Here is an 18,195-nt window from a genome sequence, read left to right on the forward strand (position 1 = left end):
CCGCGTCTGTCTCGTTTTCACGCGTTTCGTCGTCTTTCATCATGAACATTCTGAATCTCTCCGCCTACAAATTCGTCAGCATCGAGGACGGCGCCGCGTGGCGGCCGCTCGTCACCGAGCGCTGCAACGCGCTCGGTCTGAAGGGCACCATCCTGCTGGCGCCGGAGGGCATCAACCTGTTCATTTCAGGGCCGATCGCGCAGGTGCGCGAGTTCATCGACTACATCCGGACGGATGCGCTCTTCGGCGGCCGCTTCGCCGATCTGCAGTTCAAGGAGAGCCTGTCGGACACGCAGCCGTTCCGGCGCATGCTGGTCAGGCTCAAGCGCGAAATCATCACGATGAAGAAGCCCGCGATCAAGCCCGAACTCGGCCGCGCGCCCGCCGTCGATGCGCCCACGCTCAAGGCGTGGCTCGACCGCGGCCACGACGACGCGGGCCGCCCGGTCGTCATGCTCGACACGCGCAATGCGTTCGAAGTCGATGTCGGCACCTTCGACAACGCGCTCGACTACCGCATCAGCAAGTTCAGCGAATTCCCCGAAGTGATCGAGCAGAATCGGGCCGACCTGGAAGGCAAGACGGTCGTCTCCTTCTGCACCGGCGGAATTCGCTGCGAAAAGGCTGCGATACACATGAAGGAAGTGGGCATCGAGCACGTGTATCAGCTCGAAGGCGGCATTCTGAAATACTTCGAGGAAGTGGGCGGCGCGCATTACAACGGCGACTGCTTCGTGTTCGATTACCGCACGGCGCTCAACCCGAAACTCGAACCGACGGAGACGGCGCAATGTTTCGCGTGCCGCGCGGTCGTGAGCGCGGAAGACCAGCAATCGCCGTTTTACAAGCCGGGCGAAGCCTGCCCGGCGTGCCATCCCGAAGCGAAGGCGGCTTAAGCGCCCGTACATGACTTATCGCGGCCGCTTCGCGCCCTCGCCGACCGGCCCGCTGCACGCGGGATCGCTCGTGAGTGCGCTCGCGAGTTATCTCGATGCACGCGCCCACGGCGGAAGGTGGATCGTGCGGATCGAGGATGTCGACGCACCGCGAACCGTGCCCGGCGCCGCCGCCGATATCCTCGCGACGCTCGGCGCTTTCGGCATGCATTCCGACGAGCCGCCCGTGTGGCAGAGCCAGCGTGATACGGCCTACGCCCACGCGTTCGACGCATTGCAGGCGGCCGGTCACGTTTATCCCTGCGGCTGTACGCGTCGCGAGATCGCCGATTCCCTCGTGCATGCTCATGCGCGCCATGCGACGCTGGCCTATCCGGGAACGTGCCGTGCCGGTTTGCACGGCCGCCCCGCGCGCGCGTGGCGCTTGCGCGTTCCGGACGGAGACGCCGCGTGCATTGCCTTCGCGGATCGCTGGCAAGGGCCGCAAGCGCAGAATCTGGCGACGGAAGTCGGCGATTTCGCGCTGAAGCGCGCGGACGGCTTGTGGGCGTATCAACTTGCCGTCGTCGTCGACGATGCGGAGGCGGGCATCACGCACATCGTGCGCGGCGCGGACCTGCTCGATTCGACCGCGCGCCAGATCTATCTTCAGCGATGCCTCGGCGTGCCGACGCCGTCGTACCTGCATGTGCCGGTGCTCAACAACGAGGCCGGCGAAAAGCTCAGCAAGCAGACCGGCGCGACGCCGCTGAATCGCGACGCCCCGCTCGATGCGCTCTTGCAGGCGGCGTGCCATCTGGGCATCGACGCGTCGTCGGCCTCTTCCCTCGATGCTTTCTACGCCGCCGCGACAGATCAATGGGCGCGCCGCTTCGGGCGGTAAAAGAAAAACGGCAGCCGTAAAAGGCTGCCGTTTTCGCTTCGATCAGGACGTCTTTCGCGGCATCCCGAGACCCCCGAGCAACGCCGCGAGCGACTGCTTCGACGCGCTCTTGCGCTCGGGTTCGGGCGATTCTTCCTGCCGCTTCATCGCCGACGGCGACGGCTCATACGGCTTCAGGAAGAATTCGTCGATGGGCTGCTGACGCCCGCGCGGCCGGTCGTACGAACCGGATCCGGACGAAGTGCGCCGGCGCGATCCCGCCTCCTCCCGCCCGCCATGACGATGCTCCGTGCGCTCGCCGCGCGGCGGACGCTCGTCGCGCCGTGCGCCCTCGCGCCGCACCGGTGCGGTCACATGAAGCGTCTGCACCTCGAGCGGACGCTTGATGAGCTTTTCGATGTCCGCGAGTTGCTTGCGCTCGTTGGCGCTGCACAGCGACAGCGCATCGCCCGATGCGCCCGCGCGCCCCGTGCGGCCGATGCGGTGCACGTAGTCCTCGGCGTTGAACGGCAGATCGAAGTTGATCACCGCCGGCAGTTCGGCGATATCGAGGCCGCGCGCCGCGACATCGGTGGCGACGAGCGCCTCGACCTCACCGCGCTTGAAGGCGTCGAGCGCCTGCATCCGTTCGCTTTGCGAGCGGTCGCCGTGGATGGCGGTCGCCACGATGCCGTCGCGCTCCAGCACGCGCGCAAGCCGGCTCGCGCCGATCTTGCTGTTGCAGAACACGATGACCTGCTTCAGTTCCCGCTCGCGGATGATCTGGGCCACCGCGCCGGATTTATCACTCTCGTGCACCTCGTAGACGATCTGGCGCACGTTGGCGTTGGTCGAATTGCTGCGCGCGACTTCGATCGTCTGCGGGTTGCGCAGATACGTCGAAGCGAGCTTCTTGATTTCCGGCGAAAAGGTCGCCGAGAAGAGCAGCGTCTGACGTTCCTTCGGCAGCAAATTCAGGATGCGCTGCAGGTCGGGCAGAAAGCCCATGTCGAGCATGCGGTCGGCTTCGTCGAGCACGAGCATCTGGACCTGGCCGAGATTCAGCGTCTTTTGCTGTACGTGGTCGAGCAGGCGGCCCGGCGTCGCGATCAGGATTTCGACGCCGCGCCGCAACGCCTCCGACTGCGGGTTCATGTCGACGCCGCCGAAAACGACCGTGCTGCGCAGCGGCGTGTGCTTCGAGTACGTCTGCACGTTGGCGGCCACCTGATCGGCGAGCTCGCGGGTCGGCGTCAGCATCAGCGCGCGGACCGGATGGCGAGCCGGCGAAGCGCTCGTGTTCGCCATCGGCAAGAGGCGCTGGATGATGGGCAGCGAGAAGCTCGCGGTCTTGCCGGTGCCGGTCTGAGCCGCGCCCATCACGTCTCGGCCCGCGAGGACGACGGGGATGGCTTTAGCCTGGATCGGCGTGGGCGTGGTATAGCCGGACTCGCTCACCGCCCTGAGAATGTCGGCGGACAGGCCGAACTGGTCGAACGTGAGCGCGGCCGCGGCTTCTTCGGTGGGCGTGTTTGTGGCGACGGAATCAGACATGGTGACTATCTTGGCTTTCGCTAAAGGTCCGCTCGATGCGGCGCGCGTAACGGATGGCTCGGGTGCTTCGGATGATTCGAATGGTCCAGCCGGTCACGCGTGAATGTTTCGATGACGCGGAAAAGGTCCGCGACGTAATGGGCAAGAGATTAGGCGCCCGGTGTGCGCTTGTCGCAATCGGCAGGCCGCCGGTGCGTCGCGCGTCGCGCCTTCGCTGCCGCGCGACGAATCCTTCGATGGAACACCGCTTCGACCACCGCTTACACCACCCTCTCGCGACGACGGATGGATGCCCGCCATAGCGGTCTTCGGGCGCTCTTTGCCCGCCCGGCGCTGCACGCGATCCACCCGCCATCGCTGCGGCCCGGTCATTGCCGGAAAACCGTGCATTGTAGCACCGCCCCGGGGAGCGCTCCGCCGCGGGGCGTTCCGCCTATCTTGGCCGCGCGTGGCAATCCGCGAGCAGCGGAGGCGAGTCTTTCGGGGCGGTTTCGTCGTAGAGATTCGCTTGCGGACCCTTGGTCCACCAGACGAACCGGTCGGCGACGTACCTTGCCCCTGAACCCGCCATGACGCTCACGAACAACAGCTTGCGACCATCGACGGTCAGCGCGGCGAAGCTCTGCCGGTTGCGCGTGTTCGTGTACTGCACGGACACGGTCTTGCCGTCCTTGCAGTCATAGCGCGTGGCTTGCGTCGATTCCGCCTGGATCTGCGGGACCGTCAGCGGCATCGCGAACGCGGATTGCATGGCCATGGCGGCCATCGTGAATGCGAGAAACGTTTTCATGCTAATCATGGATCGATGACTTCCGCGCAAACGTCGGTCGGCGCAGCTGCGACATGGCCGACCACCGGCACGATCTTCAGCCCCGCCGATACGATCCTGCACGGCGCGGCCGCGAGTCCGCAGCCCGACAGTCCCACGCACGCCGCGACGAGCGCGGCCAGCCCCAAGCGTTTCACCCTGGCCTCCTGTCGACGGACGATGCCGTCACTTCGTTGAAACCGGCCGCACCTTCGATGCCGCCAGTTTCGCCCGCTCACGCGCCTCGCCGATGTCGACGCCGGTCGCGACCGCCACGCCCATGCGGCGCTTCGCGAAGCTCTCGGGCTTGCCGAAGAGGCGCAAGTCCGCGCCCGGCACCGCCAGCGCGTCGCGCACGCCCTCGAACGCGATGCCCGCTTCGTCGATGCCGCCATAGATCACCGCCGACGCGCCGGGCGCGCTCAGCGACGTATCGACGGGCAAGCCGAGAATGGCGCGCGCATGCAATTCGAACTCGGAAAAGCGCTGCGTCGCGAGCGTGACGAGGCCGGTATCGTGCGGGCGCGGGCTGACTTCGGAGAACCAGACGTCGTCCCCGCGCACGAAAAGTTCGACGCCGAAAAGCCCGCGGCCGCCAAGCGCCGTCGTGACCTTCGCGGCGACGTCGCGCGCCTTCGCAAGCGCGGCGGGACTCATGGGCTGCGGCTGCCACGATTCGACGTAATCGCCCGCTACCTGCACGTGCCCGATCGGCTCGCAGAAGAAGGTCTGCGTCTCGCCGCTCGCGGGATCGGCGGCGCGCACGGTGAGTTGCGTGATCTCGTACTCGAAGTCGATGAAACCCTCGACGATGACCCGCCCGTGGTTCACACGTCCGCCCGCCATCGCATGATTCCAGGCCGGTTCGATGTCCGCCTCGCTCCGAAGCACGGACTGTCCCTTGCCCGACGACGACATCACCGGCTTCACGACGCACGGATAGCCGATTGTCGCGATCGCCGCCTTCATTTCGTCGAGCGATTGCGCGAACGCATACGGCGAAGTCGGCAGGCCGAGCGTTTCGGCGGCAAGACGGCGAATGCCTTCGCGGTTCATCGTGAGCTGCGTGGCGCGCGCCGTCGGGATGACGGCCGCGGCGCCCGAGGCTTCGATTTCAGCGAGCGCGTCGGTAGCAATCGCCTCGATCTCCGGCACGATCAGATGCGGCCGCTCCTTGTCGACGAGCGCGCGCAAGGCGGCGGGATCGGTCATGTCGATCACGTGCGCGCGATGCGCGACCTGATGACCCGGTGCATTCGGGTATCGGTCTACCGCGATCACTTCGACGCCCAGGCGCTGCAGCGCGATGATCACTTCCTTGCCCAGCTCGCCGGCGCCGAGCAGCATCACACGCGTGGCGCGGGAAGAAAGCGGCGTGCCGATCGACGATGCAAAATCTCTTGCTACGTTCTGTCCGGCCTGGTCCGTCTGCATGCGTGCTCCAATGGAATCGGGTTGTGCGTCGGTATTCGAAGGCGTGCGCGAGCCCATCGAGAACCGGTTGGCGGCGATGTTAACACGCACCGTCCGCGCGCTCCCTTCTGCCGTCCGGCATATTGACAAGCCGTATTGACTCGCGCCCGTAGCCGGAATTCCCGGGTGCGTCGCCGAGAATCGGGCCATTGATCGTTTTCTTGCACGTCGACGCTGGACAAACCACAGGACGCGTGCGGTACCCTTACGCTTTCGCCAGCCTCAGGATCATCGATGTCCTCGCATTTGCCCCGCGCACCGCTTTCGCTCTCCTCATGGTCGTCGACGAAACTCCTGTCGCGCTGCACCGGCGCGGCGCTCGTCGTGGCGAGCCTCCTCGGCGGATGCGCCATGCCGAATCATCCCGACGCGAGCGCGCCGCCCACCGATCCCTACAATCCCGCCGCAACCCAGTTGCTCGACGACACGCAATGGGAACTCACCGCCTGGACCGACGCGAACGGCCAGCCGCGCACGCTTCCTAACGCCGGGCCAGGCGGGCAGCCGATCACGCTTTCCTTCTCGACCGAAAGCGGCCGCCGGCGCGCGAGCGGGTTCTCCGGCTGCAATCGCTACACCGGCGCGTACGATCTGAAAGACGGCAAGCTGAGCTTCGGCCCGCTTGCCGCCACGCGCATGGCCTGCCCGTCGCAGGCTATCGGCGCGCTGGAGCAGCCTTATCTCGACGGCCTCGCGCACGTCGCGAAGAGCGGCGTCCAGATGAACCCGCCGCCATCGCTGCAGTTGACGTTCGAGAACGGCCAGGTGCTCACCTTCGCACGACGCGCCCCATGAGCGCGGCCTGCCCCAATGCTGTTGCGCGCTCACGCCATCGCGCGTCGCGTTTAGTCGCGACCCGTTAAACTGCTCGATCGATACGCCTGGCCCGCTCGCACGACGCGTGCTGCCGGGCAGCAGTTCCATCCGTCTCACCCAACCTTGGTTCATCCTTAGCATGCACACGGTAGTTCTCGGCTGGTTCGGTGCATCAGTCGTCTGGTTCCTTGCGCTTCTCTGGCGCGTCGTCAAATCGGTGATGCCGGGCGGTGCGGGCCTGCGTGGTCCCGGCACGATCCGGCTGTGGCTCGGCTTCTTCTGCGTGCTGCTGTCGAGCGCGACGCTCGAGGGGGCGCTCGCCGGCGCGATGGAAGCGCAGGAGAACGTCAATCGCGGCGGGCGGGCGCTTGCAAGCGGGCTGGCTGGCATCGCGCAGCCTGCGGGGGCTATCGCCGTGGCCGCGCTGGTGCTTCTCGTCAGTCTTCCGTGGCTCGTCGACTTCAGCTGGCGTTCGGTGCTCCGCTGGGTCGAAGAGGCGTTCGGCTTCGGCCTGCCGCAGAGCTGGACCACGCCGTCCGAGGAACCCGAGCGCGAGACGCGTCCGCGCGATCAGGCGGGCGCGAAGTCGAAGTCGAAGTCGAAGCTCGGGAAGATGCGCTGGCGGGAACGCCGCACGCGCGAACCGGCGGGCGGGAGATACGCCGTGCGGGGTATCGGCGGAGAACATTTCGATGCGATGAGCCTGCGCACGGCGCACGACGAGTCGACGCTCGGCATGTCGTCGGGGAACCGCAGCGGGCGTTATCAGCGGCCGACCGTGTGGCGTCCGCCTTCGACCGGCAAGCGCACGACGAGGCGCGCGGAAATTGCTGCGGGGAACATCGCCGCGACGGCGGAAGCGTACTCGAAGCGCCCTGCGTTCGAACGCGCGGGCGCGGCGGCGCCGGCGGCCTTCGTCGAACCGGTCGCGCCGGACGGATGGCTCAATTCGCTGTCGACGTCGGCGGCCGCGCTCGGGTCGTCGAAGTCGGCTGACAAGGCGACGGCGCGTGGCGCCGTGGGACCTTCGCTCTCGGCTGCATCGGCTCGTTCGGCTGCTTCGGCCGCTTCGGTTGCTCCGGCTGCTGCGGTCGATCGAACGTCATTCGCGCCTGCTCGCGCGCCGTTGCCGTCGAAAGCCTCGCTGTCGACGAGCACGAGCGCCGTGGCTCCGCCGCGGACCGCCGCCGCGCCCTCGCCGTCGCCGATGTCGCGCGGCATTGCGAAGCGCGCGTCGCCGGCCGACGTGACGCGAAGCACCGCTGCCCGCGACGTGCGTGTGCAGCCTTTCGCCGCGCCGGCTTTTTCTCGCGCTCCGGCGCCGTCGAAGCCGCCGCCGCCGCCCGAAGCGATTCAGGCGACCTTGCGTTCCATCGAAGAAAACGCGGCGCTCTGGACATCGCTTGCCGGGGCGAGTCTCGCTCGCGATCATGAAGCGCAAACGCTGCCCGAGAACGGAACGGCTGCAGGCGGCTTTCCTGCATCCGCCCTGCCCTCTTCGCTTCGTCGAGACGACGCGGAGCAAGATGCGTCGGCCGCTGCGCCTCAGTCGATCGCGACCGTTGTCCCGGAAGCGGTTCGCGCGCCGGCGGTTGACCGTTTGTCGGAGCCTTCGGTGCAGGTGCTCGCGGGTTCGGTCTCGGATAACGATCATTCCTGGATTGCGGCTCCGAGCGCCGCCAACGACGACGGACGAGCGTTGAATATCGACGCATCGCCGGTGCAGGATTCGCGGCAAGCGTCGAACTCGGCAGCGGATGCCGTTTCCAATGCCACCGCGGCGAGTGCAGTCCAGGCGCGGCCGTTCGAGGCGGCCACGAGTGCGACAGAGCCGTCGTCTGACGACGATGCAACACCCACCGCTGACGAAGCATCGATGACCGCGCGCATCGAAGCGGATGCAGCAGCATCCACGTCCGCGCCCGACGCCGCCGAAATGGAAGCGCAACCGGCAGCGACCGAAGTCCCGCACGGCCCGGCCTCGCAGCGGCCCTCGGATGCTTCCGCGCCTGCGCTTTCCCACCTGCCATCGGCAGCGGGTACGAACGAGCACGATTCGATGCTCGACCCGGCCGAACTTCAGCAGCAGCCGGCGACGACCGCGCAGGCTGCGCGACCGCCCGCGTTCGAATCGCCGATCAGCGCGGCGCAGCGGCCAACTGAAATCGACGCGCCCGTCGCGCGAGCAATCCCGGTCGCAAGAGCCGCCGATGACGAGCCGATGCAACCCGAAGCGCCCGGCACGGCACGAGATTCCATCGCCCCGCCGCTTTCGGCCGCCGCACCTTTCGCGCCGGTTGCCATCGCGGTATCCGCGAACGACCACCCGCGCGAACCCGCATGGCCGCCAGCGCTCCCGCCCGCGTCGCCGCTGCTGCGGGCCGAACCGTCGGCATTCGAACCTGCGGACTATTCCCACGACGCCGCCGCCCCGGTTCTCCCGCCTCCGTTCCCCGAGTCGCTGCCGGATCGGACGCCGACGCCGCCCTGGTCCGACGACACTCCGTTCGTCCCGCCAGCGGCTGCGACTTCGACGGCACGCGCCGAGTCGCCGCAAGCGCCGCAGCAGTCAGCCCGCGAAACGCCCCCCATCGCCATCGAACGCCCCGCGCCTGCCGCCGAACCGCGTCAGCCCGTGCGCGGCTTCGCCGGCGCCGCGTTCGAGTTTCACGCGCCGCAAGCATCGGCAGTGGAATTGCCGACGCTCGACCTGCTCGAACCCGCGTCCGACGAAGTCGAGCCCGTCTCCGAGGAGCGCCTCGCCGATACGGGCCAGCTGATCGAGCAGCGCCTGCAGGAGTTCAAGGTGCCGGTGACGGTCGTCGGCGCGTCGGCGGGCCCGGTCATCACGCGCTTCGAAGTCGAACCGGCGCTCGGCGTGCGCGGCAGCCAGATCGTCGGCCTGATGAAAGACCTGTCGCGCGGGCTCGGCCTCACGTCCATCCGCGTCGTCGAAACCATTCCCGGCAAGACCTGCATGGGCCTCGAGTTGCCGAACGGGAAACGCCAGATGATCCGCCTGTCGGAGATTCTCGAGCAGGACGTGTATCGCTCGTCGAAGTCCAATCTGACGATTGCGATGGGCAAGGACATCGTCGGCAATCCGGTCGTCACCGATCTCGCGAAAGCGCCGCACATGCTGGTCGCCGGCACGACGGGTTCGGGCAAGTCGGTCGCGATCAACGCGATGATCCTCTCGCTGCTCTACAAGGCGAAGCCCGAGGACGTGCGCCTCATCATGATCGATCCGAAGATGCTGGAGCTCTCCGTCTACGAGGGCATTCCGCATCTGCTCGCGCCCGTCGTCACCGACATGAAGCTCGCCTCCAACGCGCTCAACTGGTGCGTCAGCGAGATGGAAAAGCGCTACCGGCTGATGTCGGCGGTCGGCGTGCGCAATCTGCAGGGCTTCAATCAGAAGGTGCGCAATACGGAGGCCGCGGGCAAGAAGCTCACGAATCCGTTCTCGCTGACGCCCGATGCGCCCGAGCCGCTGTCGACGCTGCCGCTGATCGTCGTCGTCATCGACGAGCTCGCCGATCTGATGATGGTCGCCGGCAAGCAGATCGAGCAGTTGATCGCGCGGCTCGCGCAGAAGGCGCGCGCGGCGGGCATCCACCTGATTCTCGCGACGCAGCGTCCTTCGGTGGATGTCATCACCGGCCTCATCAAGGCGAACATTCCGACGCGCGTGGCCTTTCAGGTGTCGTCGAAAATCGATTCGCGCACGATCCTCGACCAGATGGGCGCCGAATCGCTGCTCGGCGCGGGCGACATGTTGTTCCTGCCGCCCGGCACCGGCTATCCGCAGCGCGTGCACGGCGCGTTCGTCGCGGACGACGAAGTGCATCGCGTGGTCGAGTATCTGAAGCAGTTCGGCGAGCCGGAATACGAGGAAGGCATCCTGTCCGGGCCGACGGCGGAAGGCGGGTCGCAGGACCTGTTCGGCGAATCGCCGGACGCCGAAGCCGATCCGCTCTACGACGAAGCCGTCGCGTTCGTCGTGCGCACGCGGCGCGCATCGATTTCGTCGGTGCAGCGTCAGTTGCGCATCGGTTATAACCGCGCCGCGCGGCTCGTGGAACAGATGGAAGCCGCCGGACTGGTCTCGCCGATGGGCACGAACGGCAATCGCGAAGTGCTCGCGCCGCCCGGCCCCGGCGAGTGAGCGTCAGGCCGTCGTCACCATAGGCGGAGCTTGCGCAACAGCAGGATCGTGATGGCGGCGCACCCCGCCATCACACCGATCACGATCCAGAACGAATGGGGATCGTGCGTGCCGGGCAAGCCGGCCACGTTCATGCCGAAGATGCCCGTCACGAGCGTGGCGGGCAGCAGCAACGCCGACATGATCGCGAGCCACAGCAGCTTGCGGTTGATGTCCTCGGAAAGCTGCGCCGCGATCTCATCCTGCAGCAGCTTCGCGCGTTCATAGAGCCCTTCGAGTCCGCCGCCCAGTCCGTTGAGCACCTGAATGGCTTGCACGAGCGCTTCCATCGAACGCGGTTCGGCCCATTCGAGGCGGCGCGTGACCAGCTGCGTGAGGGCGTTGCGCTCCGGGTCGATAAAGCGCTTCACCTCCACCAGACGCCGCCGCACGTCGCCCAGCTGCGCGCGCCAGTTCGCGTGACTGTTTTCCAGCACGCCCTCTTCGACGTCGTCGAGACGATCGCCGATTTCGTCGATGCGGTCCACGAAAGTCTCGTTCAGCGCGCGAATCAGCCCGGCGAACAGATCGACGGTATCGCGGAACGTCGCGCCTTCGAGGACCGCGTGACGCAGCCGGTCGGTCGATTGCAGCGGACGGGCACGCACGGTGATCATCCGATGGCGATCGACGTAGAAGCGCAGCGCGCCGGTCGCGCGATTGTCCTCGCGCGCGCCGGGCGTCGCCGCTTGCGGCGCGGCGGCGACCAGTTCGAGATCCGCGACCACGCCGTACATGAAGTTCGCGCCCATATGCACGCGCGGCCGCCGGTCCTCGCCGTTCAGGAATTCGCGCGCCACGTCGGGCATCGCGGTGACGCCTTCGAGCCAGCTCTCGACGGTATCGTCGTTGGCTGAGAGATGCAGCCACGTGAGACCGTCGCCGGCGACGGCACGACGCGCTTCGTCCCACGAAAGCCGGATCGCATCGCCGCCCGCGAAGTCGAACGCGCTGATGAAGCCGGGCGGAGCCGGATCGTTTCGGCCGGTGCTCGTGCTCGTGCTCGCGCGGGTGCGCAGGGTCCCGTCGGGGTTGCGGATGGTATCCAATCTTGCTTCTGCCTTTCAATGCGATTGACGATGGCGGCACCAGATCGCGCGCCGCTGCGGCATCGTACTAAAACTCGTAGCGGCCGAAGAAGAACGCGACATCGCCATCATTGAGTCCGGGAATGCGCGGAATGAACGTTCCCATGAACGATGTCCGCCGATAGCGCAGCGACGCCACCGGAAACGCGAGCGGCAGTGGCAGGTAGTGCGCGACATCGCTGCGCGCGGTGAAGCCCGCGAAGAAACCGCCGCCGACCTGCAATCCACCGAGCACGGGGTTGGTGTACCACTGACGCGCGTAGCCGACGATCGGCTCGAAGTTGTGGTGCGAGTCGGAGAACGCCATCGCGAAGAGCAGGTCTTCGTTGCCGTTCGCATCGACCCAATGCTTGCCCGCGCCGCCGCCCCATGACCACGGATTGAGCTCGTTGCGATTCGTGTAGCCGTCGATATGCCAGCCATAACCCGTCACGTACAGATCCCAGGTGCCGTCGCGCGCGACGCGCATCACGCGCTCGCATGCCGACGACAACCAGTCGCGCTTGTAGTCGCACTGAGCTTCGCCGGCATGCGCCGCGCATGACAGACTCAGCAAGGAAACCGTGACCGCCTTGACCGCTGTTTTTGTCATCGTGAGTGGGCTGCCTGGCTAGTCGAAATCCGGCGCTGCTGAATCCGGTACGGCGCTTCGCGTCACGACGGCGAGACGAACTTGAAATCCACCGGAGAGCCGATCGACAGCCGCTTCGGGTCCGACGCGAGTTCGCCCGTCGCCGGATCGCGCCGGAAAAAGAACGCGTTGTCGCTCTCCTGATTGCCGACGACGAGCCAGCGCCCGCCCGGCTCGATCGCGAATTCGCGCGGCGTCTTGCCGAGCGTCGGGTAACGCTTCAGCAGCTTCAGACGCCCGTTCGCCGGATTGACCGCGAACGCGACGAGCTCGTTGGCGTCACCCCGGTTCGTCGCGTAGAGGAAGCGCCCGTCTGGCGACAGATGCAGCGCGCCGCCGCCGACCTTGCCCTTGAAACCCGGCGCGGTCATCGGCAGCGATTGCGTTTCCGTCAGTTTGCCGTCGGCGTAATCGAAGACGAGGACCGACGCGTTCATCTCGGTCGTCAGATAGGCGTGCTTGCCGCTCGCATCGAAGATCAAATGGCGCGGACCGGCGCCGGCCTTCACCGGCGTGTAGCGCGAACCGGTCGGCCCGAACAGGCCACGGCTGCCATCAGGGGTGTAGCGATAACCGTAGACCTTGTCGACGCCGAGGTCCTGCGCGAAGAGATATTTGCCATCGGGCGAGAACACGGTCGAATGGACGTGCGAGTTGTCCTGCCGGCCCTTCACCGGCCCGCTGCCTTCGTGATGCACCGTCAGCACGGACGCGCCGACGTGCCCGTCCGAGGCCAGCGGAAAGACGGCGAAGCTGCCGCCGGGATTGGCCGCAACCGAATAGTTCGCGGTGAGGAGATACTTGCCGTCGGGCGAGATCGCGAGATAGCACGGATCGTTGCCATCCGCCGACACGCGATTGAGGAAGCTCAGCTGCCCGCTCGCGCGATCGAAACGGAACGCGCTGACGCCGCCGCGCTGCGACGCGGGACCGTTGTCGCCGGGAAGCTCGTTGACCGCATAGACATAGTTGTTGTCGCGGCTGACGACGAGGTACGAGGGATTCACCGTCTGCGCCGATGCGATGCGCGTCAGTTCGCCGTTGCCCGCATCGAACCGATAGACGTAAATGCCTTCGCTCTTGCCTGAGCCGGTGTACGTGCCGATAAGCAGGTCATAGACTTCGCTCGTCGCCGCATTCGACGCGCCACTGCCCGCCGAGGCCGGCGCGGGTGCACCGGGCGTCTGTGCGAAGGCGTGCGCGGCGGCGAGCGAGAGCATCAACGCGACGCCTTTGCACCAGCGCAGCTTCGGCGCGGGCTGGCGCGCAGCTTGCAAAGACGCGTTCGTCGCGGCGCGGGAATGGATCGGTTGCATGGAACCTCCTCGTCGTCTATTTGCTGCTTGTTATCAAGGGCGGGTGCCGGCCGGAAAGCTCGGCGCAACGGGCACGGCGGGCGCTTGGGGCCTGCGGGCGCTGTCCGGCAGCAAGTTGCGGACCGCACGCGCCGACCGCGAGCGACACACCGAGAGACCGAGAGACCGCACCACTCGAACGAACAAAAAGGAGCTGACGCGATGAACATCCACCTGAGCCTCGGGCCGCTCGTTTCGCTGATCGCCGGCATTCTCATCCTCGTGATGCCGCGGCTGCTCAATTTCATCGTGGCGATCTATCTGATCGTCATCGGGCTGATCGGCTTGTTCGGTTCGGGTTCGGCCCATCTATAGCACACGTTGCCTTGTGACGCCGATTCACGCCGACGGTTCCGCGCGCACGTCTTTCCTTCGGACTGAAAGCGAAAACGCACGCGTGCGGAATCGACCCGCACGCGTGCGTTGTTCTGAGGAGCCGCCTGTCTCCGACAGCGGCCAGACGTTCAATCAGCCGTTCGCGAGCTGATCGAGCCGCAAGCGGCCTTGCAGCGACAACGCGCCGACCGCCACGCCGCTTGCGCCGAAGCTATAGCGGTTGAAGCATCCTCGCTCGGTGAGAAAAATCGCGGTGGTGTCCATCGCGTTGCGGGACAGGCCGAGCCGTTTGTGATCGAGCGCAAGCAGGGCGTCGCTGTCGCGCACGCCGCTTGCGGCGGAAAGAATGGCGATGCAGTCAGCTTTCGACGGATTGAGCATGGGTGTCTGTTCCTCGAAACGCGTGCAACGATGAAGAGAAGGCGCTACGCGCCTTACATGAACTTTCATTCAAACATCAGGCGATTTTTTTATCAACGGCGGCATCGGCGCAGCGCTAGTGTTTATCCGCCAACGGGGCGCGGCACGCGGTCGCAGCCGGTGTCGCGGCGGCGCGCGCCCGCGCCGCGTTTTCTGCTCGCCACGAACGATTGCGGCAGAATGCGGCCACATGCACACGCGCTTCTCGCCGCGCCAGTGGATTCGCGCGGCGTGCCCATCAACCCGGCGCATCGCGCGCCGCTCGAGAGAAGACGTTCGCTTATGCCAGCACTCATCGAAGACTACGCCATGGTCGGCGACGGCCACACCGCTGCTCTCATCGCCCGCGACGGCTCCGTCGACTGGCTCTGCTGGCCCCGCTTCGACTCGGGCGCTTGCTTCGCCGCCCTTCTGGGCACCTCCGATCACGGTCGATGGCTGCTCGCCCCTTCGATGCCCGACGGCGAATCCCCCGTCACGCGCCGCCGTTACCGCGACGACACGCTGATTCTCGAAACGGACTTCGAGACGCCGCAGGGCGCCGTCACGGTGGTCGATTTCATGCCGTCGCGCAACGGCCATTCGGAACTCGTGCGGATCGTCATCGGCAAGCGCGGCACCGTGCGCATGAAGATGGAACTGGTGCTTCGTTTCGATTATGGATCGGTCGTGCCGTGGGTCTGCCGGCTGCCGGACGACAGCGGCATCCGCGCCATCGCCGGACCGGACCTCGCGGTGCTGCGCACGCCGGTCGATCTCGTCGGCGAGAACATGCGCACGACCGCCTGCTTCGATGTCAGCGCCGGCGAGCGCGTGCCGTTCTCGCTCTGCTATTCGCAGTCGCACTTGCGTGTGCCGCCCGCGCACGATCCGCACACGCAGCTCGCGCGCACCGAAAACCACTGGCGCGAATGGTCCGCGCAGAGCGAACTCAAGGGCCGCTGGGCCGGCGCGATCCGCCGCTCGCTCATCACGCTCAAGGCGCTCGCGTATGAGCCGACCGGCGGCATCGTCGCCGCGCCGACGACCTCGCTGCCCGAGCAGCTCAGCGGCACGCGCAACTGGGACTATCGCTATTGCTGGCTGCGCGACGCGACCATCACCCTGCTCGCGCTGATGCGCGGCGGCTACTACGACGAAGCCCGCGCCTGGCGCGCATGGCTCGGACGTGCGATGGCCGGCTCGCCCTCGCAGGTGCAGATCATGTACGGCATCGCGGGCGAGCGGCGGCTGCCGGAATGGGAGATACCGTGGCTGCCGGGTTATGAAGGCGCGCAGCCAGTGCGCATCGGCAATGGCGCGGTCGAGCAGTTGCAACTGGACGTCTACGGCGAAGTGATGAACGCGCTGCATCTCGCGCGCGTCGGCGGCCTGCAGAGCGACGACACCGCATGGTCGATCCAGTGCACGATGCTTCAGCATCTCGACACCGTCTGGAACGAACCGGACGAAGGCATCTGGGAAGTGCGCGGCGGACGCCAGCACTTCACGTTTTCAAAGGTCATGGCATGGGTCGCGTACGACCGCGCGATCCGCTCGGCGCAGAAGTTTCACTTGCGCGGCCCCGTCGACCACTGGCGCGAGATGCGCGACCGGATTCACGCCGACGTGTGCGAGAAAAGCTGGAACGCGCAGATGAACTCGTTCGTGCAGACTTATCACGGCAATGCGCTCGACGCCAGCCTCCTGCTCATCCCGTTGCTGGGCTTTTTGCCGCCCGATGATCCGCGTGTGACCGGCACCGTACATGCGATCGAGACCGACCTGACGCACGATGGCCTCGTGAAGCGCTATCACACCACCGAGGTGGCGGATGGTCTTCCGCCGGGGGAAGGCACGTTTCTGGCTTGTAGCTTCTGGCTGGTCGACAACCTGGCGCTGCAGGGAAGGCTCGAGGAAGCGTACGCGATGTTCGAACGCCTCGTCGGCCTCGCCAACGATGTGGGCCTGCTGGCGGAGGAATACGACACGGTGGCCAAACGCATGGTTGGCAACTTTCCGCAGGCGTTCACGCATGTCGCCCTCGTGCACACCGGGATGAATCTGATGCGTCACGAGGAGGAAATGGCGAAGGCGACCGGGTGGCCATCGACTTCGGAGCGTGCGGAAACGGAGCTTGCCGTCGATACCGCCGCGAAGCGCTAGCTATCACTCAAGCGCCCGTGTTCATTGGTAAAGTCCGCGTTTGCCGTTAAGATTGATGCACTGCACAATAAAGTGTTGTCCAGAAGCTAGCAATATCGACCGAATGTTGTCCTGCCCGGTGAATGAGCGGAAAATCTTTCGTTCGTCGAGTTCCCGCCTGCCGGGCGGTACGGCGACAGCACCTTTGCACCTGGCAGCGCGGTCCAGCCGCCGCGCCGCGAGGATTTTTGATTGCCGTCGAATCCGGATCGAGCAACAGCCGGTTCGACGGGCAGACCGGTACGTACCGAAGTCATTGGGGCCAACATGCTCTACCAAATCCACGAATTTCAGCGGGCCATGCTGTCTCCCCTCACCGCATGGGCCCAGGCCGCGTCGAAGTCGTTCGTGAATCCGGCCAGCCCCCTCGCCTACGTCCCCGGCTCCACGCGCTTCGCCGCGGGTTACGAACTGCTCTACCGGCTCGGCAAGGACTACGAGAAACCGGAGTTCGACATCCATCAGATCGTCAAGGACGGCCACAACATTCCGATCGTCGAGCAGACGGTCGTCGAAAAGCCGTTTTGCCGCCTGTTGCGCTTCAAGCGCTTCGCCGATGACAGCGCCACCGTCACCAAGCTGAAGAACGAGCCGATCGTGCTGGTGTGCGCGCCGCTGTCCGGCCATCACTCGACGCTGCTGCGCGACACCGTGCGCACACTGTTGCAGGACCACAAGGTCTACATCACCGACTGGCTCGACGCACGCATGGTGCCGATCGAAAACGGCGCGTTCCATCTGGACGATTACGTCGAATATATCCAGGAGTTCATCCGTCACATCGGCGCCAAGGATCTGCACGTCATCTCGGTGTGTCAGCCGACCGTGCCGGTGCTGGCCGCCATCTCGCTGATGGCGAGCCGCGGCGAGGCCACGCCCCGCACGATGACGATGATGGGCGGCCCGATCGATGCGCGCCGCAGCCCGACATCGGTCAACTCGCTCGCGAGCGAGCACTCCTATGAATGGTTCGAGAACAACGTCATCTACACGGTGCCGGCGAACTATCCGGGCGTGGGCCGCAAGGTGTATCCCGGCTTCCTGCAGCATGCGGGCTTCGTCGCGATGAATCCGGAGCGCCATCTGACCGCGCACTGGGACTTCTATCAGAACCTGCTGCGCGGCGACGATGACGACGCCGAGCAGCATCGACGGTTCTACGACGAATACAACGCCGTGCTCGACATGGCCGCCGAGTATTACCTGGAGACGATCCGCATCGTGTTCCAGGAATTCCGTCTGGCCGAAGGCACTTGGGAAGTCAACGGCGAACCCGTGCGCCCGCAGGACATCAGGAATACGGCGCTCTTCACGATCGAGGGCGAACTCGACGACATCTCCGGCAGCGGCCAGACGCGCGCCGCGCACGACCTGTGCACCGGCATTCCGCAAAAGCATCAGCGACATTTCACCGCTGAAAAAGCCGGCCACTACGGCATCTTCTCGGGCCGGCGCTGGCGCACGATGGTGTATCCGCAACTGCGCGAGTTCATTCTCGAACACGACAAATCGCCGAAAACAGAAGCGGTTCCTGCGTGATCACGCTTTAGGTACCGATTCCATTT

At 66.0% G+C, this 18,195-nt stretch carries 15 protein-coding genes; 7 read left to right on the top strand and 8 right to left on the bottom strand.

The genetic code is table 11. The annotated features are described in order from the left end of the window. Positions 1–41: 41 nt before the first annotated feature. Positions 42–896, top strand: coding sequence for a sulfurtransferase (locus P9220_RS13065; RefSeq protein ID WP_309765234.1), 855 nt, complete (start codon positions 42–44; stop codon positions 894–896). A 10-nt stretch (positions 897–906) separates the two neighbouring features. Beyond that, positions 907–1,779: a tRNA glutamyl-Q(34) synthetase GluQRS gene (gene gluQRS, locus P9220_RS13070; RefSeq protein ID WP_309765235.1), complete on the top strand. Its 873-nt coding sequence runs from the start codon at positions 907–909 to the stop codon at positions 1,777–1,779. Positions 1,780–1,821: 42 nt separating this feature from the next. Here the strand turns inward: gluQRS and P9220_RS13075 are convergent, their stop codons facing one another. The 4 genes from P9220_RS13075 to purT all read right to left on the bottom strand — a co-directional run bounded on the left by P9220_RS13075 (position 1,822) and on the right by purT (position 5,554). Beyond that, entirely contained in the window at positions 1,822–3,312 is a 1,491-nt protein-coding gene (locus P9220_RS13075; protein WP_309765236.1) for a DEAD/DEAH box helicase, read from the bottom strand. 433 nt (positions 3,313–3,745) lie between these two features. Next, positions 3,746–4,111 (bottom strand): MliC family protein, encoded by a 366-nt coding sequence (locus tag P9220_RS13080; protein WP_309765237.1) that lies wholly within the window; start codon positions 4,109–4,111, stop codon positions 3,746–3,748. Further along, a complete protein-coding gene (locus P9220_RS13085; RefSeq protein WP_309765238.1) occupies positions 4,108–4,278 on the bottom strand; it encodes a DUF6726 family protein in 171 nt (56 codons plus the stop codon). Before P9220_RS13085 ends, P9220_RS13080 begins: the two co-directional genes overlap by 4 nt. Positions 4,279–4,306: 28 nt before the next feature. After that, entirely contained in the window at positions 4,307–5,554 is a 1,248-nt protein-coding gene (gene purT / locus P9220_RS13090) for a formate-dependent phosphoribosylglycinamide formyltransferase (RefSeq protein ID WP_309765239.1), read from the bottom strand. Positions 5,555–5,827: 273 nt separating this feature from the next. On the opposite strand from purT, the gene P9220_RS13095 reads away from it, so the two are divergent. Then, entirely contained in the window at positions 5,828–6,388 is a 561-nt protein-coding gene (locus tag P9220_RS13095) for an META domain-containing protein (RefSeq protein ID WP_309765240.1), read from the top strand. 160 nt (positions 6,389–6,548) lie between these two features. Beyond that, positions 6,549–10,577 carry a DNA translocase FtsK gene (locus P9220_RS13100; RefSeq protein ID WP_309765241.1) on the top strand — a complete coding sequence of 1,343 codons (4,029 nt, stop codon included), beginning with the start codon at positions 6,549–6,551 and terminating at the stop codon, positions 10,575–10,577. Between the two features lie 14 nt (positions 10,578–10,591). On the opposite strand, the gene P9220_RS13105 is transcribed toward P9220_RS13100, so the two are convergent. The 3 genes from P9220_RS13105 to P9220_RS13115 all read right to left on the bottom strand — a co-directional run bounded on the left by P9220_RS13105 (position 10,592) and on the right by P9220_RS13115 (position 13,651). Beyond that, positions 10,592–11,665 carry a transporter gene (locus tag P9220_RS13105; protein ID WP_309765242.1) on the bottom strand — a complete coding sequence of 358 codons (1,074 nt, stop codon included), beginning with the start codon at positions 11,663–11,665 and terminating at the stop codon, positions 10,592–10,594. A 67-nt stretch (positions 11,666–11,732) separates the two neighbouring features. Continuing rightward, complete coding sequence (locus P9220_RS13110; RefSeq protein ID WP_309765243.1) at positions 11,733–12,296, bottom strand: antimicrobial peptide resistance and lipid A acylation PagP; 564 nt, start codon at positions 12,294–12,296, stop codon at positions 11,733–11,735. 62 nt (positions 12,297–12,358) lie between these two features. Then, positions 12,359–13,651 (bottom strand): lactonase family protein, encoded by a 1,293-nt coding sequence (locus P9220_RS13115; RefSeq protein WP_404980404.1) that lies wholly within the window; start codon positions 13,649–13,651, stop codon positions 12,359–12,361. A 201-nt stretch (positions 13,652–13,852) separates the two neighbouring features. On the opposite strand from P9220_RS13115, the gene P9220_RS13120 reads away from it, so the two are divergent. Continuing rightward, positions 13,853–14,005: a DUF3096 domain-containing protein gene (locus P9220_RS13120; protein WP_309765244.1), complete on the top strand. Its 153-nt coding sequence runs from the start codon at positions 13,853–13,855 to the stop codon at positions 14,003–14,005. Positions 14,006–14,158: 153 nt separating this feature from the next. On the opposite strand, the gene P9220_RS13125 is transcribed toward P9220_RS13120, so the two are convergent. After that, on the bottom strand, positions 14,159–14,407 hold the full coding sequence (locus tag P9220_RS13125) for a hypothetical protein (RefSeq protein WP_309765245.1): 249 nt from the start codon (positions 14,405–14,407) through the stop codon (positions 14,159–14,161). A gap of 321 nt (positions 14,408–14,728) precedes the next feature. Between P9220_RS13125 and P9220_RS13130 the strand changes: the two genes are divergently transcribed. Beyond that, the gene (locus tag P9220_RS13130) at positions 14,729–16,591 is read left to right on the top strand and encodes a glycoside hydrolase family 15 protein (protein WP_309765246.1); all 1,863 of its coding nucleotides are present in this window, start codon (positions 14,729–14,731) and stop codon (positions 16,589–16,591) included. 306 nt (positions 16,592–16,897) lie between these two features. After that, complete coding sequence (locus P9220_RS13135; RefSeq protein ID WP_309765247.1) at positions 16,898–18,169, top strand: polyhydroxyalkanoate depolymerase; 1,272 nt, start codon at positions 16,898–16,900, stop codon at positions 18,167–18,169. The last annotated feature ends 26 nt before the right edge of the window (positions 18,170–18,195 follow it).

Source organism: Caballeronia sp. LZ016, from assembly GCF_031450805.1.
Lineage (GTDB): Bacteria > Pseudomonadota > Gammaproteobacteria > Burkholderiales > Burkholderiaceae > Caballeronia.

Coding starts and splice junctions, on each gene's coding strand:
- P9220_RS13130 (WP_309765246.1), top strand. CDS start 14,729: ATGCCAGCACTCATCGAAGACTACGCCATGGTCGGCGACGGCCACACC.
- P9220_RS13125 (WP_309765245.1), bottom strand. CDS start 14,407: ATGCTCAATCCGTCGAAAGCTGACTGCATCGCCATTCTTTCCGCCGCA.
- P9220_RS13110 (WP_309765243.1), bottom strand. CDS start 12,296: ATGACAAAAACAGCGGTCAAGGCGGTCACGGTTTCCTTGCTGAGTCTG.
- gluQRS (WP_309765235.1), top strand. CDS start 907: ATGACTTATCGCGGCCGCTTCGCGCCCTCGCCGACCGGCCCGCTGCAC.
- P9220_RS13080 (WP_309765237.1), bottom strand. CDS start 4,111: ATGATTAGCATGAAAACGTTTCTCGCATTCACGATGGCCGCCATGGCC.
- P9220_RS13065 (WP_309765234.1), top strand. CDS start 42: ATGAACATTCTGAATCTCTCCGCCTACAAATTCGTCAGCATCGAGGAC.
- P9220_RS13100 (WP_309765241.1), top strand. CDS start 6,549: ATGCACACGGTAGTTCTCGGCTGGTTCGGTGCATCAGTCGTCTGGTTC.
- P9220_RS13095 (WP_309765240.1), top strand. CDS start 5,828: ATGTCCTCGCATTTGCCCCGCGCACCGCTTTCGCTCTCCTCATGGTCG.
- P9220_RS13075 (WP_309765236.1), bottom strand. CDS start 3,312: ATGTCTGATTCCGTCGCCACAAACACGCCCACCGAAGAAGCCGCGGCC.
- P9220_RS13120 (WP_309765244.1), top strand. CDS start 13,853: ATGAACATCCACCTGAGCCTCGGGCCGCTCGTTTCGCTGATCGCCGGC.
- P9220_RS13135 (WP_309765247.1), top strand. CDS start 16,898: ATGCTCTACCAAATCCACGAATTTCAGCGGGCCATGCTGTCTCCCCTC.
- P9220_RS13115 (WP_404980404.1), bottom strand. CDS start 13,651: ATGCAACCGATCCATTCCCGCGCCGCGACGAACGCGTCTTTGCAAGCT.
- purT (WP_309765239.1), bottom strand. CDS start 5,554: ATGCAGACGGACCAGGCCGGACAGAACGTAGCAAGAGATTTTGCATCG.